Source organism: Dyella sp. M7H15-1, assembly GCF_004114615.1.
Lineage (GTDB): Bacteria > Pseudomonadota > Gammaproteobacteria > Xanthomonadales > Rhodanobacteraceae > Dyella_B.
Map to the genome: position 1 here is coordinate 2,828,500 of NZ_CP035300.1, position 22,484 is coordinate 2,850,983.

Genomic DNA, 22,484 nt, shown 5'->3' on the forward strand with positions numbered 1-22,484 from the left:
TATCCGGATATCCCATGCCTTTGACTCTCCCCCAACTCGAACGCCATCTGTTCAAAGCCGCCGACATCCTGCGCGGCAAGATGGACGCCTCCGAGTTCAAGGAATACATCTTCGGAATGCTGTTTCTCAAGCGCTGCTCCGACGTATTCGATCAGCGTCGCGAGGAGGTGATCCGCCTGGAGCTGGAGGCCGGCAAAAGCCAGGCCGAGGCCGAAAAAACGGCTGAAAACGCGCGCTGGTACAAGCTGGAAGGCTTCTTCTGGGTGCCGCCGCAATCCCGCTACGCGTTTCTGGTCAATGACGCACATCACGATGTGGGCGATTACCTCAACAAGGCGCTTACCGGCATTGAAACGGGCAATACCAATCTGTACGACGTGCTTGAGCACATCGACTTCAAGCGCAAAGTGGGCCAAGGCAAGATTCCCGATATCAAGCTGCGCCAGCTGATCAACCACTTCAGCCTGCATCGCCTGCGCAACGACGATTTCGAGTTTCCCGACCTGCTCGGCGCCGCCTACGAATACCTGATCGGCGAATTCGCCGATTCCGCCGGTAAAAAGGGTGGCGAGTTTTACACGCCACGCTCCGTGGTGCGCATGATGGTGCGCCTGCTCAAGCCGGAGCTGAAGCATGAAATCTACGACCCGTGTTGCGGTTCCGGCGGCATGCTGATCGCCGCCAAGGAATACATTGACGACCACGGTGAAGATGGCCGCAAAGCCAACCTGCGCGGCCAGGAATTCAACGGCACGGTCTGGTCCATCGCCAAAATGAACATGTGTTGCACGGCATCAGCAACGCCGACTTGCGCAACGAAGACACCCTGGCCGATCCGCAGCACGTGGAAGGCGGCGAATTGATGCGCTTCGACCGCGTGCTCACCAATCCGCCGTTCTCCATCAACTGGGGCACCGCGGACAAACAGGCCGACGGCAAAACCCCGGTCTGGCAGCCCACGTTTGCCGATATTCGCTTCCCCTTTGGCCAAGTGCCGCTGGGCGCGAAGAAAGCCGACCTGATGTTTGTGCAGCACATGCTGGCCGTCACCCGCGACGGCGGCATGGTCGCCACGGTGATGCCGCACGGCGTACTGTTTCGTGGCGGCGAGGAAAAGACCATCCGCGCCGGCATCATCGAGGACGACCTGCTCGAAGCCGTGATCGGCGTCGCGCCCAATCTATTTTACGGCACCGGCATTCCGGCCTGTATTCTGGTGCTGCGCCAGCGCGTGCAGAACGGCGCCAGGCGCGTCAGCGGCAAACCCAAGGAACGCCAGGGCAAGGTGCTGTTTATCAATGCCGATCGCGAATACTTCGAAGGCCGCGCGCAAAACCAACTGCTGCCCGAACATATCGAAAAAATCGTCACCACCTTCGACGCGTTCAAACAGGTCGCCGGCTTCTCCGTCATCGTCGACAACAGCAGCCTCAAAGCCAACGACTACAACCTCAACATCCGCCGCTACGCCGACAATGCCCCACCGCCCGAACCGCACGATGTGCGCGCGCATCTGGTCGGCGGCATCCCCAAGGCCGAAGTCGCGGACAAAGCCGCGCTGTTCCAGGCCCACGGCCTCGATCCCATGGACCTGCTGATCGAGCGCGACGCCAAGTATCTCGACTTCGCAGCGGCCCTGGCCGCACGGCAGAACCTGAAGCCGGCCATCGAAACCAACCCCAGCCTGGTCGCACGCGAAACCGCCTTGCGCGAGGCGTTCGAAAACTGGTGGCAGGCGCACAGCCGCAGCATCGTGACCCTGCACGGTGCGAAAAGCTCCGTGACCACACGCGACGAACTGCTCACCACCTTCGCCGCATCACTGATGCCCATCGGCATGCTCGATGTCTTCCGCGTGCGCGGCATCAGCGCCGGCTTCTGGTACGACAACCTCAACGACTTCAAGACCGTGATGGCGCGCGGCCCCTTGGGTCTGATCCGTGGCTGGCGCGACACCATCGTCAGCGAACTGGACGATGAGGAGCTGAAGAGAAAAGCCAAGCCGCTGGAGCACAAGCTGGTCAAGTTCCTGCTGGGTGATTTCGTCGAGGCGATCAACGAGCTGGAGGCGAAGAAGGCAGAGTTGGATAGTCAGATCAAGGCAGCCAGTCCGAAGGGGGCTGATGGTGAGGAAGGGGATGAGGCTGTGGAGATGGAGGCTTATGACGGGAATGCTGTGGATGAGGTGCAGGTCAAGGCTTGGAGGAAGGAGCTTGCCGGGGTCAAGAAGCAGCTCAAGGTGTTGATGGATGACTTTACGAAGCACCTCAACGCTGCGGTCAACAAGCTGTCACCTGAGCAGGCAGCCGATTTGCTGTTGATCATCTTGCACAATGATATGAAGGCCATTGTTGAGCGCTATATCGCGGCTCAGCGTAAGGCCGTTGTCTGTGCGTTTGAGGGATGGTGGGATAAGTATCGTGTGACCTTGACCGAGATTGAGAGGGGGCGGGATGCGGCGGCGCGGACCTTGCAAGGATTCTTGAAAGGGTTGCGATATGCCTGATTTGCCCTTTTCCTTGATCGCAGAGGTCAATCCGTCCGTTCGAATACCAAATGGCTTGTCAGACAAGGATGCGGTGTCGTTCATACCGATGGGTGATGTATCTGAGTCCGGTCATTGGATGTTGAAGCAAGTTCGTCAACTGAAATCAGTTGACGCTGGTCTGACTGCATTTGAAGAAGGCGATGTTCTCGTGGCAAAGATCACGCCTTGCTTGGAAAATGGCAAAGGTGCTCATGTCGTTGGCCTTGAGAACGGTATTGGTTTCGGGAGTACCGAGTTTCATGTATTGCGAGCAAAGCGGGGGAACAATGCGCGATTTGTTTTCCATCTCACGCAGTGGCGTAAATTTCGGCATGCAGCAGAGAGTCAAATGGTTGGTTCGGCGGGACAACAGCGTGTTCCACGTTCGTTTTTCGACGAATTCCTCGTTCCTGATTTCGATGTCGGGCAGCAAACAGCAGTTGCTGAAATCCTCGACACCCTCGACGCCGCCATCCAGGAAACCGAGGCGATCATCGCCAAGCTCAAGGCCATCAAGCAGGGCCTGCTGCACGACCTGCTGACGCGCGGCATCGACGCCAACGGCGAACTGCGTCCGTCCCAGGCGGAGGCTCCGCATCTCTACAAGTCATCGCCACTAGGGTGGATTCCAAATGGGTGGAACGTTCACCCATTAGAGAACTTGGCCGAGGTTACTCGAGGAAAGTTTACACATAGGCCACGAAACGATCCTCGGTTCTACGGTGGTCGCCATCCGTTTGTCCAGACGGGGGACATTGCAGCCACCCAAGGCGAGTACCTTTCTTCATACTCCCAAACACTCAGCGACCGCGGCGTCTCTGTTAGTCAGGAATTTCCTGCTGGCGCTATCGCGATCACCATTGCTGCGAATATTGCCGATACAGCAATCCTTGCCATACCAATGTACTTTCCTGATAGCGTTGTGGGTGCTGTCGTCAATTCCAACCACAATATTAGATTTGTCGAACTTTCGATACGCAAGGCGAAGCGCGGGCTTGATGCAAGAGCCCCCCAGAGCGCCCAAAAGAACATTAACCTGCAAGATCTTCGGCCATTGTTACTAGCGGTGCCGGAACGAGCTGAGCAGAATAGGATTGCTGGCAGGTATGAGGCTCTCCAATTGCAACTTCAGAGCGAGCAGGAGGCATTGGCCAAGTACCGATACGAGAAATCCGGCCTCATGGACGACCTCCTCACCGGCCGCGTCCGTGTCACCCCGCTATTGGAAGGCGCCCCCGCATGAACGAACGCCCCGTCTCGCTCACCCGACCCCCAGCCGGCTACACCGTCTGGCTGGCCGAACTGAAAACCCGCATCCACAACGCCCAGCAGCGCGCTACCCTGGCGGTCAACCGCGAGTTGGTCTTGCTGTATTGGCAGATCGGACGGGACATTCTGGAGCGGCAGGGGCGCGAGGGTTGGGGCGCGAAGGTGATCGATCGGCTGGCGCATGACTTGCGCAGGGCCTTCCCGGACATGAAGGGCTTTTCCCGCGCCAATCTGATGTATATGCGCGCTTTTGCCCAGGCTTGGCCGGATGCCGAAATTGTCCAACAGGCTGTTGGACAATTGCCCTGGGGCCACAATCTGGTGCTACTTACCAAACTGAAAAGCCCGGAATGGCGTCTGGCCTATGCCCAGCGCGCCATTCAGCACGGTTGGTCGCGCAATGTGCTGGAAATCCATATCGAGACCCGGCGATTGGAGCGCGAAGGCCAGGCCATCACCCATTTTTCCGAACGCCTGCCTGCACCAGACACCGATCTGGCGCGTCAATCCCTGAAAGATCCTTACCTGTTCGATTTTCTGCGGATTGGCAAGGAGGCAGGTGAGCGGGAAACCGAAAGCGCCTTGGTGCAGCACATCGCACAATTTCTGCTGGAGCTGGGCGCAGGTTTCGCTTACGTAGGCCGCCAGGTGCACGTAGAAATTGGTGGTGATGATTTCTTTATCGACCTGTTGTTCTACCACCTCAAACTGCATTGCTATGTGGTGATCGAACTCAAGGCGGATAAATTCAAGCCCGATCATCTGGGGCAGCTCGGCTTTTATCTCACGGCGGTAGACGCCCAGGTTAAAAGTGAACACGATGGCCCCACCATCGGTCTGCTGTTGTGCAAAAGCAAGAACAAGGTGGTGGCCGAATACGCTTTGCGCGATACGGCGCAACCGATGGGCATTGCTGAATACAAAATGCTGGAAGCGTTGCCGGCCGAGCTGCAGACAGGACTGCCCAGCATCGAGCAGATCGAAAGCGAACTGGGTGCATTGAGTAGCGCTAGCGACACGGAGGAAGGTTGATGGGCTGGGAACTCGAAAACGTCGAAAAACCCTTTATCGCTCAACTACAGGCTTTGGGTTGGAGCCACACCGAAGGCAGTCTCGATCATCCTTCACTCACCGGCCGACCCCACTTTGCCGACGTCATCCAGGAATCCGTACTGCGCGAACAATTGCGCAGACTGAATCCCGGCCCGGATGGCCAGCCCTGGCTGGATGATGCCCGCTTGTCCGAAGCGGTTGCGGCCATCACGCGGTTCGCTGCGCCCAAGCTGTTGGAGGCCAACCAAATGGCCACCGAGCTGTTGACCAAGGGCTTCACCGTCGAAGGCTTGCCGGGTTGGCACGGCGGCCGTAGTCAGACCATCCACTTTATCGATTGGAACAAGCCGGCGCGTAACCGCTTCACTGTCATCAATCAGTACCGCGTCGACTGTCCGCCTGGTTTCAATTCGGCAAAGCAATTTATCGTGCCCGATCTGGTGCTGCTGGTGAATGGCCTGCCGCTGGTCGTGGTGGAGTGCAAGAGTCCGTCGATCCCCGAGCCGCTGGCGGACGCGGTCGATCAGCTGCGCCGCTATAGCAATCAGCGCAAGGCGGCGTTCGAGGTGGATGAGAACGAGGGCAATGAGTCGCTGTTTGCCACGGTGCAGTTGCTGGTCGCCAGTTGTGTGGACGAGGCGCGTGTCGCCTGCGTTGGCGCTAGCTTTGAACACTACGCGCAATGGAAAACGGTGATCGGCCCCGATGGTCGCGGCTCCGAGACCGACCTGGCGCAGGCGCTGGGCAAGTCTGCACTCAACGAACAGGAGCGCCTGGTCGCCGGCCTGTTGGCGCCGGCGCATCTGCTCGACGTGATACGCAACTTCATGTTGTTTATGCAGGTGAGCGGACAGACCATCAAGACGGTTTGCCGCTACCAGCAATACCGCGCGGTGAATCGTGCGATCGCCCGCTTGAAGCAGGGCCAGACGCGGCTACAGCACGGCGAGAGTGATCAGCGCGGCGGCATCATCTGGCACACCCAGGGCTCGGGCAAAAGCCTGACCATGGTGTTTCTGGTGCGCAAGATGCGCGGCGATACGCAGTTGCGTCGCTTCAAGGTCATCGTGGTGACCGACCGCAAAGACTTGCAAGCCCAGCTTTCCACAACCGCCACGCTGACGGGCGAAGCGGTGGAGGTGGCCAAGAGCATGGCGGGCGTGCGGGCCTTGGTCAGGCGCCATGGTCCGGGGCTGGTATTCGCCACCATCCAGAAATACCGCAATGCCGATACCGAGAACGACGCGCCGCTGACCGCGGAGGATTTGCCTCAGCCTGCAATAAGCGGGGTCGCGGAGTCGAAAGAAACGTACCAGGCGAACGAGCCCTTCGAGATAGTGAACGAGGACGACAGCATCCTCGTGCTGGTGGACGAAGCGCATCGCACGCAAGGCGGTGACATGCAGGCCAACCTGCTGGCCGGCTTGCCCAACTGCGCGCGCATCGGTTTTACCGGCACGCCCATCATCATGGGCGAGAAAAAGCGCACGCACGAGATTTTTGGCGAATTCATCGACCGCTACACCATCAGGGAAGCGGAGGCCGACGGCGCCACCGTACCGGTGCTGTACGAAGGCCGCACTGCGAACGCCGCTATCAAGGACGGCGCCAGCCTCGACGAACTGTTCGAAGATCTGTTCCGCCAGCAAACCCCGGACGAGCTGGAGGCGATCAAACAGAAGTACGCCACCAAGGGGCATATTTTCGATGCTCCGGCGCTGATCGACGACAAGGCGCGCGACATGCTGCGCCATTACGTCACCAACATCCTGCCTAATGGCTACAAAGCCCAGGTGGTGGCCTATAGCCGCCTGGCGGCGATTCGCTATGTGGCGGCCTTGAAACAGGCGCGGGATGAGCTGCTGACCGAAGCCCGCAAGCTATCGCCCACCGACCAGGCCCTGGACGACGAAGCGCTCTGCCAGCGATCGCCGAAGGTGCAGGCGGTGATTCAGGCGTGGCGCTATCGCGACACGCTGGCCGAGCTGGAGTTTGCGCCCATCATCTCCGGCAGCAACAACGATGATCCGGCGTGGAAGCCCTGGACGGATGGTGCTGCGCAGGAACAGCTGGTCAAGCGCTTCAAAAAGCCGCTGTTGCACGCAGACCCGGCCAAGCGTGATCCGCTGGCGTTCCTGGTGGTCAAGTCGATGCTGCTTACCGGCTTCGACGCGCCCATCGAGGGCGTGATGTACCTGGATCGGCCGATTCGCGAGGCCGAACTCTTGCAGGCCATCGCCCGCGTCAACCGTACCGGTCACGGCAAGCGCTGTGGCGTCGTGGTGGATTATTACGGCGTTGCGCGGCACCTGAAGGAGGCCTTGGCCGCGTACGCCGACGAAGACGTGCAAGGCGCGCTGGCCAGCCTGAAAGACGAGGTGCCGATACTGCGCGACAGACATCTGCGCGTGGTGGATATCTTCCGTCGGCGTGGCATCGAATCGCTGGAAGACACCGAAGCCTGTATCGATGCACTGGGCAGCGAGAAGCTGCGGGCTGAGTTTGCCGTCAAGCTGAAAGCCTTCCTGGCTTCGCTGGAGATGGTTCTGCCGCGCCCTGATGCGCTGCCTTTCGCGGCCGATGCCAAACGGCTTGCTTACATCCATGCGCGTGCTCGCAATCGCTACAGGGACACACCCGCGCTGGGCAAGGATGTGGGTGCAAAGGTACGCAAACTGATCGACGACCACGTGATCTCGCTGGGCATCGACCCGAAGATTCCGCCAATTCAGCTGACCGATGCCGAGTTCGACACGCACTTGGCGCGCGAGGCCAACGATCGTGCCAAGGCGTCGGAAATGGAACATGCGATCCGCTCGCACATCCGCCAGCACGTGGATGAAGATCCGGTGCTTTACCGCAAGCTCTCGGAGCGCTTGCGCGAGATTCTCAAGAGCCTGGGTGAGCAGTGGGATGAGGTGGTCAGGCAATTGCAGACGATCATCGACGAGTTGCGCAATGGCCAGGCGGGCAGGGCTGACACGCCGGCCGATCTGCCCGAACATTGCGCGCCCTTTCTGCGCACGGTGCTGGATGTGGTGTATGCCGGCGCCGCGCCTGCACCCGCCGAGCTACTGCGTTTGAAAGACGTGACCGTGGAGCTGGTGGACCACTTGGTGCAGGAGCTACGCGGCAACCGCAATCTATGGAGTCCGCACAAGCGCGCTGCTCAGGAGGGCCTGAATGGGCAGTTGTTCGATCACCTGATGCGCCTGCGCCCGCCCTTGGTGGACAGTGACATGGCCGGCGTGCTGGCCGACCGGTTGATGGAGCAGGCTCGCGCCAATCACGACAAGTTGGTGGCACTGTGATGATGCGGGTAGACGACCTGCGTTTGGCCGTGCGCCGCAGTCCGCGCCGCAAGACGCTGGAGATCACCGTAGAGCGCAGTGGTGAGCTGTTTGTCAGTGCGCCGCCTGATGTGAGCGAAGCGCGGTTGCGCCAATTCGTGCGCGAAAAGAGCTTCTGGATCTACACCAAGCTGGCCGAGAAGGATCGCTTGCAGCGTGTCGTGCTGCGCAAGGAGTTCGTCGGTGGCGAAGGCTTTCTGTATCTGGGTCGCAGTCATCGCTTGAAGTGGGTGGCCGAGCAAGAGGCGCCATTGAAACTGATGGCAGGCCGCTTTTGCCTGCGCCAGGATGCTTTGCCCAAGGCGCGCGAACATTTCGTTCGCTGGTACAGCGAACGGGCGCGGTTATGGTTGGCGGGCAAGGTGGCCGAGTACGAATCGCGTATGGAGGTGCAGCCGGCTGGCGTAAAGGTGCAAGACCTGGGCTACCGCTGGGGTTCCTGCGGCAAGGGTGATTGGCTTTACTTCCACTGGAAGACCATTCTGCTGCCCGCACGTATCGCCGAATACGTGGTGGTGCACGAAGTCGCCCATTTGCACGAGCGACACCATACCCCTGCATTCTGGTTGCGCGTGGAGCGTGCGATGCCCGATTACGCGCAGCGCAAGGCTTGGTTGGCCGAACATGGGGTCGATGTCGAGGGGATTTGAAAAGATGACGGACTATTTCACAAGCGACCACTTCAAGCTGCTACCTGATTAGTGTCGATCCTCAGCCAGGCTGTTCACTTCACACTCGTCACCCCGGCGAAAGCCGGGGCCTAGCGACTTTCAAGCCAAAGTCGCTAGGCCCCGGCTTTCGCCGGGGTGACGAAGAAATGGCAACTGAGGATCGACACTAATCAGGAGCTGCTAAATAAGTGGAAAGGACAGAAGCGCGATGAGTCCAATCCTGAGCAGAGAGGCGCTTGCGGGGCGTCGGGGTTTGCGCGCCACCATCACCTGACTTTCCAATTCATGTGGTTCAAGTCGCCGCAACCAGCTCCTTGGTCATGAAAACACGGCTGTTACCTGGCGGGTCGCAGGGAATGTTGCCGAATTCCCACCAGCCATGCTTCTGGTAGAACTCCGGCGCCTGGAAGCTGTTGGTATGTAGCAGGCCGATGCGGCAGCCGCGCTGTCTGCCTTCGTTTTCCGCCATCTTCAGCAGCTTGCTGCCCAGACCCGAGCCGCGCATCGACTCAGGCAGGAAGAACACATCGATAAACAGTACCCCGCGCGAGGTGCGGCCATTCAGGCCGCCCAGTACTTCACCCGTAACGGGATGCTTGACCAGCAGCGCCACTGGACGCTGATCGTCGATACCACTTGCTACGCGGTTGAATGCATCAAGACCACGACGGATCGCCGCAAGTTCGCTGGCTTCTGGGGTGTCGGTAAGAACGATTTGCGGTGAATCCATGCGTACGATTTTCTTCAGAACGACATGTCGAACGCAACTTCACCTTGCACGCCAACCTGGTAAGCCGACACGCGACGTTCGAAAAAGTTGGTGACTTCCTGCACATCCTGCAGATCCATGAAGTCGAACGGATTCTTGGCGCCGTACTTCTTGGGCAGGTCGAGCTGGGTCAGACGCTGATCGGCGCAGTATTCCAGATACTGGCGCATTTCCTTCGCCGACAGGCCCGCCACGCCGCCGGAAAGCACGTCCTCGGCAAATTGCGTCTCGCAGGCGATGGCCTCTTCTAGCATGGCCTCGATCTGTCCGCGCATGTCTTCATCAAACAGATCCGGTTCTTCCGCACGTACCTTGCGCACCACTTCGAACGCAAACGCCATATGTCCGGACTCGTCGCGGAACACCCAGTTGGTGCCCGAAGCCAAGCCGTGCAGCAAGCCACGCGAGCGCAAGAAGTACACGTAGGCGAACGCGGCAAAGAAGAACAATCCTTCGATGCACGCCGCGAAGCAGATCAGATTGAGCAGGAACTGCCGGCGTTGTTCACGCATTTCCAGGCGCTGCAGATTCTGGATGGAGTCGATCCATTTGAAGCAGAACGCACCCTTCTGTTTGATCGACGGGATGTTCTCGATGGCTGCAAACGCCTTGTTGCGTTCGTTCGGATCGGGAATATAGGTATCAAGCAGGGTGAGGTAGAACTGCACGTGCAGCGCTTCCTCGAACAACTGACGCGACAAATACATGCGCGCTTCCGGTGCGTTGATGTGCTGGTACAGGTTCAGCACTAGGTTGTTCGCCACGATGGTGTCGCCGGTGGCGAAGAAAGCCACCAGGCGGTGAATAAGGTGGCGGTCCGCATCGGTCATCTTCGACTTCAGGTCGGTGACGTCGAGCGAGAAATCGACTTCCTCCACCGTCCAGGTGTTCTTGATCGCGTTGCGATACATTTCGTAGAACTCGGGGTAGCGCATGGGGCGCAGGGTGAGTTCGAAGCCGGGGTCGAGGATGTGTTCGGACATGGATGTTCCTCAGTACTTAGTCGAGTTTGCGCGTGTATTTGCTGCGCACAAAACGGCTGCTGATAAGGTGGAAAGGCCGATACCTGCCTGGGACGGCATTTGCATGTTGCGTACATGCATGCGGCCAGGTTTAGCATCGGTGTATTCGTAAGTGCCACCGCGCACGAGGTGCACGAGGTGCACGAGGATGAAGCCCTTGCCGATCGCATAGGTGCTCACGCCGGAGTGGCGGCTGCGATTGCGATAGGGTTTCAGGCGGGGCATGGGTGTAAGAAAGTCACTGGGTCCCGGCTTTCGCCGGGGTGACGGATTTGAGGTTACTGACAGGCCTCGCAATACTCCGGATTCTCCAACGAGCAAAAGACCGCAGCTGTTGCTTCTTCCTGTGCATTGGGTGTGGGTGCTGCGGCAACTGTCGTTGTCACCGTCGTCTTCGCAATCTTCGTCGCCGGCCGCGAGCGCAGGTAGTACGTGGTTTTCACCCCCGACTTCCACGCATACATGTACATCGAGCTGAGCTGACCGATGTTCGGATTCTCCATGAATAAGTTCAGCGACTGACTCTGGTCGATATACGCGCCGCGTGCCGCAGCCAGATCGATCAGCGCCTTCTGCGGCAGTTCCCACACGGTGCGATAGATGGTGCGCAGGCGTTCCGGAATGGCAGCGATACCTTGGATCGAACCTTCCGCTAGCTTGATCGCATCGCGGATTTCCGGTGTCCACAGGCCCAGCGTCTTCAGTTCTTCCACCAGGTAGCGGTTCACCACCAGGAAGTCGCCCGACAGCGTTTCGCGCTTGAACAGGTTGCTGACCTGCGGCTCGATGCATTCGTAGCAGCCGGCGATCGAGGCGATGGTTGCGGTCGGCGCAATGGCGATCAGCAGCGAGTTGCGCAGGCCCTTGGCCTTGATCGCCGCGCGCAGAGCATCCCAGCGTGTCGCATCGTGCTGCTGGGAATGGGGCCAGTAGTCGAACTGCAGCTCGCCGTTGGCGGCACGGCTTTCCTCGAAGCCCGGATGCGCGCCATGCTGTTCGGTCAGCGCGTTCGACTGCGATAGCGCGTTGAAATAGATCTCTTCCGCAATGCGCGTGGACAACTCCTGTGCTTGGGCTGAATCGAACGGCAGGCGCAACTTGAAGAACACGTCCTGCAAACCCATCACGCCCAGGCCCACCGGACGCCACTTGCGATTGGCGGTGGCGGCGGTGTCGATCGGGTAGAAGTTGAGATCGATCACACGATCGAGCTGGCGCACTGCCGTGCGTACCGTGGTGGCGAGCTTGGCGAAATCGAACGTGCCATCCACTACGTGACGAGCCAAATTGATCGAGCCCAGGTTGCACACCGCCGTCTCGCCGGCGTTGGTCACTTCCAGGATCTCGGTGCACAGGTTCGAGAGGTGGATGACGTTCTCGGTCTTGGCGGTCTGGTTACTGGTAGCGTTGCTGCGGTCTTTGAAAGTCATCCAACCGTTGCCGGTCTGCGCCAGTGTGCGCAGCATGCGTGCGTACAGCTCGCGCGCCTTCACCGTTTTCACGGCAAGACCTTCGGCTTCGGCCTTGTGATAAGCGCGATCGAATGCTTCGCCCCAGGAGTCGACAAAATGCGGCACGATCTTGGGATCGAACAGTGACCAGTTGCCGTCGTGCTCGACGCGGCGCATGAATTCGTCGGGAATCCAGTTGGCCAGGTTGAGGTTGTGCGTGCGGCGTGCTTCGTCGCCGGTGTTGTCGCGCAGTTCGAGGAATTCCTCGATGTCCGCGTGCCATGGCTCCAGGTACACGCAGGCGGCGCCCTTGCGCTTGCCACCCTGGTTCACCGCGGCGACGGAGGCATCCAGCGTCTTCAGCCACGGCACCAGGCCGTTGGAGTGACCGTTGGTGCCCTTGATCAGCGAGCCGCGCGAACGCACGCGCGAATAGGCCAGGCCGATGCCGCCGGCGAACTTGCTGAGCTTGGCGACGTCGCCGTATTTCTCGTAAATCGATTCCAGCGAATCGGTAGGCGAATCGAGCAGGAAGCAGGAGCTGAGCTGTTCGTGCGCCGTGCCGGCGTTGAACAGGGTCGGTGAGCTGGCGATGTATTCCAGCGATGACAGCAGGCGATAAAGTTCCAGCGTCTCGGTAATCTCGCTACCGCCCAGCGCGCAGGCAATGCGCATGAAAAAATATTGTGGCGTTTCGATCACCTTGCGCAGTTGCGGGTGACGCAACAGATAGCGGTCATACACGGTGCGCAGGCCGAAGTATTCAAAGCGGCGGGTGGCTAGTGGATCGATCGCATCGTTGAGCTTGCGCGCGTTGGCGGCAACGAAATCACGCAAACGTGCGTTGACGATGCCCAGCTCGGTACCGCGTGCGATGGATTGCGAGAAGCTCTGGATTTCCTGGCCGCTCACTTCCTTGTCGATAAAGGCACCGAGCAGGCGTGCGGCGAGCTGGCCGTATTCGGGTTCTTCCGCGGTCAGTGCGGCCGAAGTGCGGATCGAAAGCTGGTCCAGCTCCTGCGTGGTGGCGCCGTCGTACAGGCCGCCGATGGTCTTCAGCGCCACGCGCAGCGGATCGACCGCATGCAGGCCCTCGGCGCTGCGGGTCACCGCGCGCACGATCTTGTTGACATCGACGATCTCATGGCTGCCGTTGCGCTTGGTCACGCGCATCTGGCCGGGGCTGTGGGGGGGCGTCAGTGTGAAGGGTGCTTCAGCGGTAGCGGGCATCGTTGCGTGGTTGGCAGTGGCCGGCGCATGGGCGTCGGCGGGAAGGACGGACGAGTCCACGCGGGCGTCGGCGCGCTCGCGCGATTCGGTATCGATAGGTTGCATGTTGGGCGCTCCGGGCTGTGGAGCTGTCCTGGGCCGGACTTCTCGGGTCCGGTTCGTTCGGGACGAGCTCCAGATTTCAACCGCCTGCTCCCACGCGCAGGGCTGACGTGGCGGTTGCCGCGGTAGGTTGCATCACACGGTTACGGACATCCGCGTCATGCGACCCGCCTCTTCGCGGAGGCCGTCACTTTTGGCATGACACTCCGGCCACGCCGCGTCGGCAGGTCTTCGGACTTGCGGACATGGGTCTTGCGACCCGCCTCATCGTCCTGCTTCCCGGCACCCCCTTGGGCCAGTGCACGATGGGCTTTCGTTTCCGCTTACCGCTGCGGGGCAGTCCCGGATTTACACCGGATTCCCTCAAGCCGTCCTCGAAACAGTCCGAGAGTGGCGGCCGACGGGACACAACATATCGGGGTGGCGATGATCGGTCAACCCAATAACTTGTGGATAAGCCAGTGGATAAGCCGCGGGAAGTCAGACGGGGTGCGGCCTGCGGGAATTTCGTGATTTTTGGGTATCAACCCGGTTACTGAACCACCGCAATCACAATCGCCAGCCACATCAGGATCATGCCTGCGGCAAAGGTCCGGCGGGCCGGGACAATCCGCTCGAAGCCGTCTTCCGGCACGGGGGTGGTGATTAGCCAGATCGTCGAACCCAGGGCCCCAAGGCTGAGGAAGGCCAAGCAGACCACCAGGATATCGAGCGCCTTCCAGGGGATGGGCTCATGGACACCCCAGTAGCCCAGAAAAGCCATGCCCATGGCCGACGTCGTGGCGGAGGCGGAACAAAGTCCGACGACCGAACCGGTGGGTGCGCGCATCACAGGCTCCGACGGGAAGGGGGCGGGCCGTAGAGTAACGCATGGCTAGGATGCAGATGCAGCTGGCGTGCTCAAGGGATAAAGCGATGAGCGGGTTAGAGTGGAGAAGGATGGGGCTCGATGAGTGTACTGGTGTGTGCGATGTTACCGAGAAAGGCGGCCAGATCGGTGTGCAATGCGTTTGCTCAATTCCAAATTGCTCCCACGAATTGAGGGTGGTAGTGGCGGAGGGTGCCCTTTGCTAGTTATTGGAATCACGCCATCTCTTTACGTCGAAGATTGACTGGTTTCGGTTCTGCCCGATGCGCTTGTGAGTGATTGGCGTAGGTATCCCACGTGGGCATATAACATAGCTGCGGTAAGGTGCGGGTCCGGGGCGGGTGGGAAAGCGAACCTATGGCGCAGGATGTTTGGCGATGAATGAGTGGCTAGGCATTTTCACGGTATTTTTGCTGGTGGCAGCCAATGGCTTTTTCGTCGCGGCAGAGTTTTCGCTGGTTGCCATTCGGCGCAGCCGGGTGACCGAGCTGGTCGCGCAAGGTCGTGCGAATGCCAAGGTCTTGCTGCACACCGTGGATCGTCTTGATGCCAGCCTGGCGGCTACACAGCTTGGTATCACATTGTCTTCGCTGGCGCTGGGCTGGGTGGGCGAGCCAGCGCTGGCCCACCTGATCGTGCCGCTGCTGGAAGGTTGGGCTGGCAAGTACGCCAGCGTGAGCGCTGAGGTGATTGCGGTGGCGATCGCTTTCAGCATCATCACAGCCTTGCATATTGTGCTGGGCGAGCTGGCGCCAAAGAGCCTAGCCTTGCAGCGCAGCGAGGATACAGCGTTGTGGGTGGTGCGGCCGCTGAACCTGTTTCTGTTGGTGTTTCGCCCGGCCATCGTGGTGCTCAACGGCTTGGGCAATCTCGTGCTGCGCATCTGTGGGCTGCGCCCCGGCGCGAGTGAAGAAATGCTGCATTCGGCAGAAGAACTCAAGCTGCTGGTTTCCGCCAGTCAGGAGGCCGGCCTGTTGTTGCGCACCCAGCAAGAGGTGGTAGAGCGCGTCTTCAATATTGGCGACCGGCGTATCGGCGACATCATGACGCCGCGTACCGATATCGTCTGGATCGATATGGACAATGATCGCAATGAGATCCTGCAAACACTGCGCGAATGCCATCACGAGCATATCCTGGTGGGCCGTGGTGATATCGATGAACTGCTAGGCATGCTGACCAAGCGCGATCTGCTCGACCAACACCTCGATGGCCGTGAACTCGATCCGCAGGCCGCGTTGCAAACACCCCTATCGATCCAGGAATCGACACCGATTTTCAAAGTGCTGGAGCGTTTCCGTGCGGCGCCTGTGCGCATGGCGGTGGTGCGCAATGAATACGGTGGACTGGAAGGTATCGTTACCCAGGCTGACTTGCTCGAAGCGATGGTGGGACATCTGCCGGATGCCGAAGGCGATATGCCCCATATCGTCGAGCGCGAGGATGGCAGCCTGCTGATCGACGGTGCCTGCCCGATCTTCCAGATGTTCGAACGGTTGGGATTGCGCCAGCCGGCCGAGCGCAGTGCATATCACACGGCAGCGGGTTTCGTGCTGGCCCAGTTGGCGCACATGCCACAGGTAGGGGAGTACTGTGTCTACGAAGGATGGCGGCTGGAGGTGGTGGATACGGATGGGCGGCGTATCGACAAAGTGTTGGCGACACGCGCGTAGGGGTGCAAACCCCAACACCGCCATGCATGGGCGTTGGGGTTTGCACCCCAGCCTACGGGCGATGTTCCAGCGCGAGATATTCCTGGCTCTGCATCTCGATCAAGCGCGACTCGGTACGCCCGAATTCCGCGCGCAGGCGATTGCCGTCATACAGCTCGGTGATCGGTGCCGCCGCGGAAAGAATCAGCTTCACATGGCGATCGTAGAACTCGTCGACCAACTGGATAAAACGCTTGGCAGGGTCTTCACTGTAGATAGTGAACTGCGGCACGTTGGAGATGATCACGGCCGGGCCGCTCTTCGCCAGTGCGATGTAATCGGCCACGGCTCGCGGGCCATCGCATAGGGCTTCAAAGTCGAACCACAGGATATTGTCGGCGCGTTTGCGCATGGGAATCGGCCGGTCGTTGATGATCAACTCGCCGCCGGCGATGACCTCGCCCTGCGCCTGGCTGGAAAAAATGCGGGACAATTCACGCTCTGCTTCCAGACCGGGGGGCGTGTGATACACCGGTGCATGCGTCAGTGCGCGCAGGCGCCAGTCGTGCGCCGAGATCATCTCCACCACGCGGCACTGCGCTTGGATCGCCGCAATGGCGGGCAGGAAGCGTGAGCGTTGCAGACCGTCTTTGTAGAGATTCTCCGGTGCGGTATTGGAGGTGGTGACGAGGGTGACGCCACGCGCAAACAACGCCTCGAACAGGTTCGCCAGGATCATCGCATCGCCGATGTCGTTGACCAGGAATTCATCCAAGCACAGCACACGGCAACGCGCGGCAATGCCGGCGGCTACGTCGACCAGTGGATTCTGCCGGCCGCCCAGTTCGCGCAAACTCTCGTGCACTTCGCCCATGAAGCGATGGAAGTGACGTCGCAGTGTTACGCCATGCGGCAGGCTGGCGGCGAACAGATCCATCAGGAAGGTCTTGCCGCGACCCACGCTACCCCACAAATAAAGGCCGGGCACGGCGGCGCGCGCTTCCGCGCCGAGCAGGGATTTCAGCCGGCCGAACAGGCTGTTGTTGTCGGCGCCCGCGCAGAGTGCGGCCTGTATGCGGTCGAGCTCCGGCAGCACGGCAAGCTGTGCCGGATCGGAAGTCCAGCGGTGCGCGGCGACGCCTTCTTGATAACGCGCGCTGGGGGAAATATCTGCCATATCTGAAAAGTCTCTGCACCAGGATCGTCGTCCCGGCGCAGGTCGGGATCGGGTGTCTTGCAAAGAAAGTCATGAGGCCCCTGCCTGTGCCGGGACGACGGGTTGGGGTTAATCGCGAAACGGCGGCAGCCAATCGTGGATCGCGTGCTTGACGGCGCCGCGCAGATCCATCAACCGACGATGGAAGAAATGACCGGTCTCCGGCATGCGGACCAGTTCCGGTGGCTGCTCAAGACTGTCGATCCAGTCGAACACGGCTTGCGGTTCCACGATTTCGTCTTCTTCGCCCATTACCGCCAGCCAGGGGCAGGTGGGCAGCGCGAGCACTTCCAGCGACCAGCGGCCGACGGGCGGCGCAATACTGATCAAGGCATCGGCCTTCAAGCGCACGGCGTTGCGCAAGGTGACGTAGCTGCCAAAGGAGAATCCGGCCAGCCACAACGCATCATCGGGGCGTACCTTGCGCACCCAGGCGACGGCGGCGGCGAGATCTTCGCTCTCGCCGATGCCATGGTCGTATTCGCCCGCCGATTCACCACCGCTGCGGAAATTGAAGCGCAGCGTGTCCAGGCCCGATTCATGCAGGCTGCGGTCCAGCATGGTGACTACTTTGTTGTGCATGGTGCCGCCATCCTTGGTGTTGGGATGACAGATCACCGCTGTGCCGCGGCGCGCGCCAGGACGTTCAGCCACATCGCTGATGGCTTCGAGCGGCCCCACCGGACCTTGCAGGAAGAATTCGGTGAGCTGGTCGGGGAATGAGGTGGGGGCGGGGGATGTCATGGGGCTAATGATAGCCGGGCCACATGCTCGTCATCCCGGCTTGTGCCAGTGGGATGATGGTGCAATCCACCCAAGTTAAGCACAACGCCTTGATTTGAGACAAAAACCAAAAAAGTGCTTGACAAGGCAACGATGTTGCGCGGCTGCCAATAAAGATCATTTTTGGCCTTCATCGAGTCTTCATGGATTTGGCAGCGGTCTTCTCCGGTCTTTCCGACTATATGCATTCGGCAGAGTTTCGCGATTTGGCGCGACACCCGGAACATCCCAACGCGTTCACGCGTCAACGCAAACTTCCCCTTCCCACCCTGGTGACCCTCCTGGTGAGTGGTATGCGCAAAAGCTTCCAGGCTGAAGTGGACGAGTTCTTTGCTCGCGTCAGACAACAGGTTGATTGGGTGCGTGAGGTTATCCTCAGGGCGATCGCGCTATGTTGCGCCCCCAAACAACAGCCCGCATCGATATTCCAACGTTTGGACATAGCCACAGTAACACGCACACCAGGAAGCTTAATGCTTTCATTGGAATCCCCTGAAGCTGGAAAACTTCGCCTGTGGAAGTTGACTGTGTGTATTGATGCTTACTGGTAGAACGAGATGGCGATGACTTGGTTTTATAATTGACTAAGCCAGTGGACGAACATCCAAACGAGAAAAAGTCCGACGATAAATGTTAGCAAGGTGCCCTTGGCTTTTCGCATGCGCTGCCGACGGCCTGAGCGCGTAAGCGGAATTCCAATTTTGCGAGAAACATTAGCTTTCGCAGACGAAATTCCGACCGCTCGCTTCCATGAGAACGACAGCCCCGGAATGCCCTTCCTTCTTCTGGTCATCTTCGCTCCTCCTGTAAGTGCGTGCCAAAAGCAGACTTCGCTGGCTTAGCTATCAAGCCGGCTCTTGGAGCGCTCTGTATATCGTAGCGACCCCAGCATTGAATCTGTCCGCCAACTGAGGCACGGAACAGGGCAAACGCATAAAAAACCCTATGCCAAGAGCACTTTGGAGCGGAATTCATCGCTCCAAGCTGCCCTCAAGCGTTTTTGTTTGATGCTGCCTTTGCTGGGCTCTTGCTGGAACAAGTTCAGTACCAGATGGCGGATGGATGCCATGATGGCCGGAGCAGCACCCGTGCGGAGTCGACTTTCGTCCTCACGAAAGGTCACGTCCAAACACCAATGCAACCCATTTTCGATCCCCCAGTGCCCCCGCACGGCATGAGCAAAGCGCTGCGCATCGGGAGCGATCGCCGCAATGAAATAGCGCGTCTCGCAGGTTTGCTTGCCATCCTGAATGCATTCTCGCTTCACCATGCCAATACTCTGCAACCCGCGCCACTGCTCCGGTGCCGGCAGGGTGTCCAAACACGGCGTAATCCAGTACTTCCGCGTTTCCAGCCGACCATGGCCTTTGTCGGTCTCCTCACGATAGTCATGCGTGACGCCTTGGAAGTCCGACGCGTGTGCGGTAGTGAAAAAGTCCTGCACCGCCTCGTATAAGTTGTCTTGATTGCCCTTCAGGCCGATCACGTACTCGCCACCCTGTTCCACTATTTGCGCCGCAATGTCGCGTTGGCACCCCATGGCGTCCAACATCACGATGCAGCCCTTCAATTCCAGCAACTCCAGCAAGCGCGGGATGGCGGTGATCTCGTTTGATTTCTCATCCGTTGCTTCCTGGCCCAGCACGAGGCGACTGCTTGTCGCCCACGCGCTGACAAGGTGCAGTGGTTTGCGCCCATGTCGGCGGTTCTGCGAGCCACGCACGGTTTTGCCATCGATCGCGATCACTTCATCTCCCAGCTCAGTCTTGATGCTCGCCACCCAGTCACAAAAACACCGTGTGAACTGGGTCGGCGAAAGGCGTGCCATCACATACGCGATGCCATCATGCGATGGCACGCCGTGGCGAAGTGGCACGAAGCGCCGCAGCCAATCAAGCTTGTTGTAGCCGAACTCTTGGATCGCCAACCACCCTTCGGCACCACTGATCACCGCACACACGACCAGCACCAGAATATCCATCAAATCGTGCCGCTTGTGACGCTCAATACGTGGATCTTCTATGCGGGAAAAGTGATCGATGAAACTCGGCATCGTGTGATTTCCTGATCAGGTCCATCAAGAATCACTTTCACATAGCTGTTTGTAAAATGGTTTTTATGCGTTTGCCCTGTGGCACGGAATATTTGTCCTCTTCGCGCAGAAGCTTGACCTGTTTGCCGTGTTGGCGCTCACAGCCGATCAACTACTGCGATGGATCACGTAGCATCTATTCCTCGCCGTCGCGAACACCCCTCGGTGATGCCCGGGGCAGGCGCCTGCTGTCAAAACGAAGCGTCTGTGAACATTTCTCGACCCATCTTTCGATGTCAACCCACCAGGACGCGCCCGAATCACCATAATCTTCTGGACCCAGGCGGCAACTGGGTTCGAATCACGAGATGACGAGGGAATTTTGCAAGAGGCTCTCTGGCTATTCAATTAGGCCCGGAACCGTCGGTCGTAGACAAACTTCCGAAGCTTGATTGCACTAATGCTTGTCGCATCAGGATGCTTAGGATTGATCAGCACATTACATTCCTCCGGCACAATCACAGAAGGGACCCGCAAAATAGCGCTGCTGTTAGCGGCAAGCCATGCATCGCCCGTATTGAGTGAAACCGCGCCGGCTGGTTCTGCATCCCATCCAACCATGGCGAGATTGCTCGGGTCGACATGCTCAGCCGCGCTCCACACTGGATTGGGAATGTCGAGCCGCACAAGGTATCGATTCAACGGCAGCGAACCGACCTTGAGATGTACCAATGTCTCAAGACAGGCAAGGGCAACTGACGTTGCGGTGTAGAGCATGTGATTGCCCGGCCGATTCCATCGACCGCCCGACATTTTGGCGCCAGTTCCCGACTTATCCTCGGCGGTGTAATCCGGCGTATCGGTGCCGATCCTCCATGCGGTGATTGTCACGCGTAGGCGCCCGATTGCGCTTGCGCAAGCAGTTGCGAAACAAGTTCCTGTCCACCCGACGTATCCATGTACTTCGATGGTGGTTCGCCACCCAGCGCAGGCAAAGGCTGTTCCAACCAATGGCCAATCCACGCCGAAGCGTCAAACCCTTCAGGGTCACCACTTTCCTGCACCATCTTTTCAACCTGGCCAACCAATCTCATCACACCCAGGACCCGCTCAGACGCAGGTAGGTCCAACGGCTTCTGATCTTGAAGGCGCCGATTGAAAGTCGCTTTTGTGACCCCCATGAAACCGAGTAATTCGACTTGTTCTAGCTTCATGTCCTGGGCCAATGTTTTTACAACCTTGGCGGGCATCCCTGCTTTCACAAGTTCAGCGCGAAGCAGCGGCGGCGATTGAAACAATTCAACGTAACGTTCTTTGCGCTCTGCAACGCGGTCCCATCCTTTCGGATTGAAGACCATGACGATTTGCCTTTTTTTTCCCACTTTGTGGCGTTTGATGAACTTAGCGCCAGCATGACCGTGCACCTCGGTGGATTCGGCCAGATGTATCGGAGCGTTTTTAGACCGTTTGGGGTTTGGGGATGAGTGCCGGGTGTTCATTTTCGCTTCTCGCACAAATTGCAAATGTCTCAACTGAGACATTATCACGGCTCATGTGAGAATGTCGTAGCCCTAGGCAAGGCGATTACTTTGACTGCTCCACTATCCAGTTCACGGCGGCCTTCACCTGCGCGTCGTTCAAGCTGGGATAGTTGCCCTTCGGCGGCATCGTGTTGCCATCCGGGCCGTGGTAGCCGTTGATGGCGTGCTGTACCAGGGTGTCGATGCCTTCGGCAATGCGCGGCGCCCACGCTTCCTTGTTGCCCAGCTTGGGGGCGCCGAGCACGCCGGCGGTGTGGCAGCTCGTGCAGACGCCTTCAAAAATGGTTTTGCCATCGGTGGAGCCGCCAAACGCGACTTGCGCGGCCGCCGCCTTGGCGGCCGCGGCCTGGGCTGCTTCCATCGCTGCGCGGCCGGTATTGCCGGCGTATACGGCCCCGTTCGGGGCAAGACTGGCGGAAAGTTGTTGCGCGGCGTTTGGATTGATTTCCTTCGGCTCGTGCTCGTAGATCGTCCAGGCGGTGAAGATAAGGACCAGGGTCAGTACACCAAGGCCGGCGATAAGCAACGAGAACTGATGCAGAAAACTCCGGTCTGACTTGCTCATGGAACCACTCACGCAATACTCCAGTCATCGAACGATCAATCTGGAAAGCCGTCACGACGACCGTAACGTGCCTTGCCGCCACCCCTTGGCGACCATGCGCCGCGGTCCATGGAGTCCCCGCGGACAACGAGGCTCGAGTATAGACGAAGCCTGCGGTAAGTTTGAAAGCTTGTCCTGCAGGGCTGGGGGAAGTGTGCCGTCGGCACGTTTCATATCCATGGATAAAGGAGATTGCGCGCGTGGCCATGCAGGCACTGGGTCATGCTTCGCTGTTAGCCTTGGTCATTGCGGGCCCTGCCATGGGTCATAAGGCACCTATGTCAACCGGCATTGTCCAATCCCGTTCAGCAGATCCTATGCTTGTCAATCAGAACTTGTAAGCA

The 22,484-nt window shown here is 59.2% G+C and carries 17 protein-coding genes, 1 pseudogene and 1 riboswitch; of the genes and pseudogenes, 7 read left to right on the top strand and 11 right to left on the bottom strand.

The genetic code is table 11. The features are described 5' to 3' along the window. Positions 1–80: 80 nt before the first annotated feature. The 5 genes and pseudogenes from EO087_RS13080 (at position 81) to EO087_RS13100 (ending at position 8,849) form a co-directional block, all read left to right on the top strand. Positions 81–2,506: pseudogene (locus EO087_RS13080) on the top strand (class I SAM-dependent DNA methyltransferase). Then, positions 2,499–3,770 carry a restriction endonuclease subunit S gene (locus tag EO087_RS13085; protein WP_128899250.1) on the top strand — a complete coding sequence of 424 codons (1,272 nt, stop codon included), beginning with the start codon at positions 2,499–2,501 and terminating at the stop codon, positions 3,768–3,770. Before EO087_RS13080 ends, EO087_RS13085 begins: the two are co-directional and overlap by 8 nt. Next, the gene (locus tag EO087_RS13090; protein WP_128899251.1) at positions 3,767–4,828 is read left to right on the top strand and encodes a PDDEXK nuclease domain-containing protein; all 1,062 of its coding nucleotides are present in this window, start codon (positions 3,767–3,769) and stop codon (positions 4,826–4,828) included. Before EO087_RS13085 ends, EO087_RS13090 begins: the two co-directional genes overlap by 4 nt. Next, complete coding sequence (locus EO087_RS13095) at positions 4,828–8,160, top strand: type I restriction endonuclease subunit R (RefSeq protein ID WP_128899252.1); 3,333 nt, start codon at positions 4,828–4,830, stop codon at positions 8,158–8,160. The genes EO087_RS13090 and EO087_RS13095 overlap by 1 nt, the downstream gene beginning before the upstream one ends. Beyond that, complete coding sequence (locus EO087_RS13100) at positions 8,160–8,849, top strand: SprT family zinc-dependent metalloprotease (protein ID WP_128899253.1); 690 nt, start codon at positions 8,160–8,162, stop codon at positions 8,847–8,849. Before EO087_RS13095 ends, EO087_RS13100 begins: the two co-directional genes overlap by 1 nt. 313 nt (positions 8,850–9,162) lie before the next feature. Here the strand turns inward: EO087_RS13100 and EO087_RS13105 are convergent, their stop codons facing one another. The 5 genes from EO087_RS13105 to EO087_RS13125 all read right to left on the bottom strand — a co-directional run bounded on the left by EO087_RS13105 (position 9,163) and on the right by EO087_RS13125 (position 14,273). Next, positions 9,163–9,600, bottom strand: coding sequence for a GNAT family N-acetyltransferase (locus EO087_RS13105; RefSeq protein WP_128899254.1), 438 nt, complete (start codon positions 9,598–9,600; stop codon positions 9,163–9,165). A 14-nt stretch (positions 9,601–9,614) separates the two neighbouring features. Beyond that, positions 9,615–10,622 carry a ribonucleotide-diphosphate reductase subunit beta gene (locus tag EO087_RS13110; protein ID WP_128899255.1) on the bottom strand — a complete coding sequence of 336 codons (1,008 nt, stop codon included), beginning with the start codon at positions 10,620–10,622 and terminating at the stop codon, positions 9,615–9,617. Positions 10,623–10,631: 9 nt separating this feature from the next. After that, positions 10,632–10,886 (bottom strand): hypothetical protein, encoded by a 255-nt coding sequence (locus tag EO087_RS13115; RefSeq protein ID WP_128899256.1) that lies wholly within the window; start codon positions 10,884–10,886, stop codon positions 10,632–10,634. A 53-nt stretch (positions 10,887–10,939) separates the two neighbouring features. After that, positions 10,940–13,342: a ribonucleoside-diphosphate reductase subunit alpha gene (locus EO087_RS13120; protein ID WP_240669208.1), complete on the bottom strand. Its 2,403-nt coding sequence runs from the start codon at positions 13,340–13,342 to the stop codon at positions 10,940–10,942. Positions 13,343–13,648: 306 nt separating this feature from the next. Beyond that, a riboswitch (cobalamin riboswitch) is annotated at positions 13,649–13,861 on the bottom strand. A gap of 115 nt (positions 13,862–13,976) precedes the next feature. Next, positions 13,977–14,273 (bottom strand): hypothetical protein, encoded by a 297-nt coding sequence (locus EO087_RS13125; protein ID WP_128899258.1) that lies wholly within the window; start codon positions 14,271–14,273, stop codon positions 13,977–13,979. A 416-nt stretch (positions 14,274–14,689) separates the two neighbouring features. Between EO087_RS13125 and EO087_RS13135 the strand changes: the two genes are divergently transcribed. Continuing rightward, positions 14,690–15,985: a hemolysin family protein gene (locus EO087_RS13135; protein ID WP_128899259.1), complete on the top strand. Its 1,296-nt coding sequence runs from the start codon at positions 14,690–14,692 to the stop codon at positions 15,983–15,985. A gap of 52 nt (positions 15,986–16,037) precedes the next feature. Here EO087_RS13135 and zapE read toward each other — a convergent pair whose 3' ends face one another. Next, complete coding sequence (gene zapE, locus EO087_RS13140; protein ID WP_128899260.1) at positions 16,038–17,141, bottom strand: cell division protein ZapE; 1,104 nt, start codon at positions 17,139–17,141, stop codon at positions 16,038–16,040. 108 nt (positions 17,142–17,249) lie between these two features. Next, positions 17,250–17,924, bottom strand: coding sequence for an alpha/beta hydrolase (locus tag EO087_RS13145; RefSeq protein WP_128899261.1), 675 nt, complete (start codon positions 17,922–17,924; stop codon positions 17,250–17,252). A gap of 182 nt (positions 17,925–18,106) precedes the next feature. Here EO087_RS13145 and EO087_RS13150 point away from each other — a divergent pair, with 182 nt between their 5' ends. After that, the gene (locus tag EO087_RS13150) at positions 18,107–18,514 is read left to right on the top strand and encodes a hypothetical protein (RefSeq protein ID WP_128899262.1); all 408 of its coding nucleotides are present in this window, start codon (positions 18,107–18,109) and stop codon (positions 18,512–18,514) included. Between the two features lie 392 nt (positions 18,515–18,906). On the opposite strand, the gene EO087_RS13160 is transcribed toward EO087_RS13150, so the two are convergent. The 4 genes from EO087_RS13160 to EO087_RS13175 form a co-directional block, all read right to left on the bottom strand. Further along, complete coding sequence (locus EO087_RS13160) at positions 18,907–20,016, bottom strand: ISAs1 family transposase (RefSeq protein ID WP_128897721.1); 1,110 nt, start codon at positions 20,014–20,016, stop codon at positions 18,907–18,909. Between the two features lie 387 nt (positions 20,017–20,403). Then, complete coding sequence (locus EO087_RS13165; RefSeq protein WP_128899264.1) at positions 20,404–20,886, bottom strand: RES family NAD+ phosphorylase; 483 nt, start codon at positions 20,884–20,886, stop codon at positions 20,404–20,406. Continuing rightward, positions 20,883–21,536 (bottom strand): antitoxin Xre/MbcA/ParS toxin-binding domain-containing protein, encoded by a 654-nt coding sequence (locus EO087_RS13170; protein WP_128899265.1) that lies wholly within the window; start codon positions 21,534–21,536, stop codon positions 20,883–20,885. The genes EO087_RS13165 and EO087_RS13170 overlap by 4 nt, the downstream gene beginning before the upstream one ends. Positions 21,537–21,579: 43 nt before the next feature. Next, positions 21,580–22,101, bottom strand: coding sequence for a c-type cytochrome (locus tag EO087_RS13175; protein WP_128899266.1), 522 nt, complete (start codon positions 22,099–22,101; stop codon positions 21,580–21,582). Positions 22,102–22,484 lie beyond the last annotated feature (383 nt).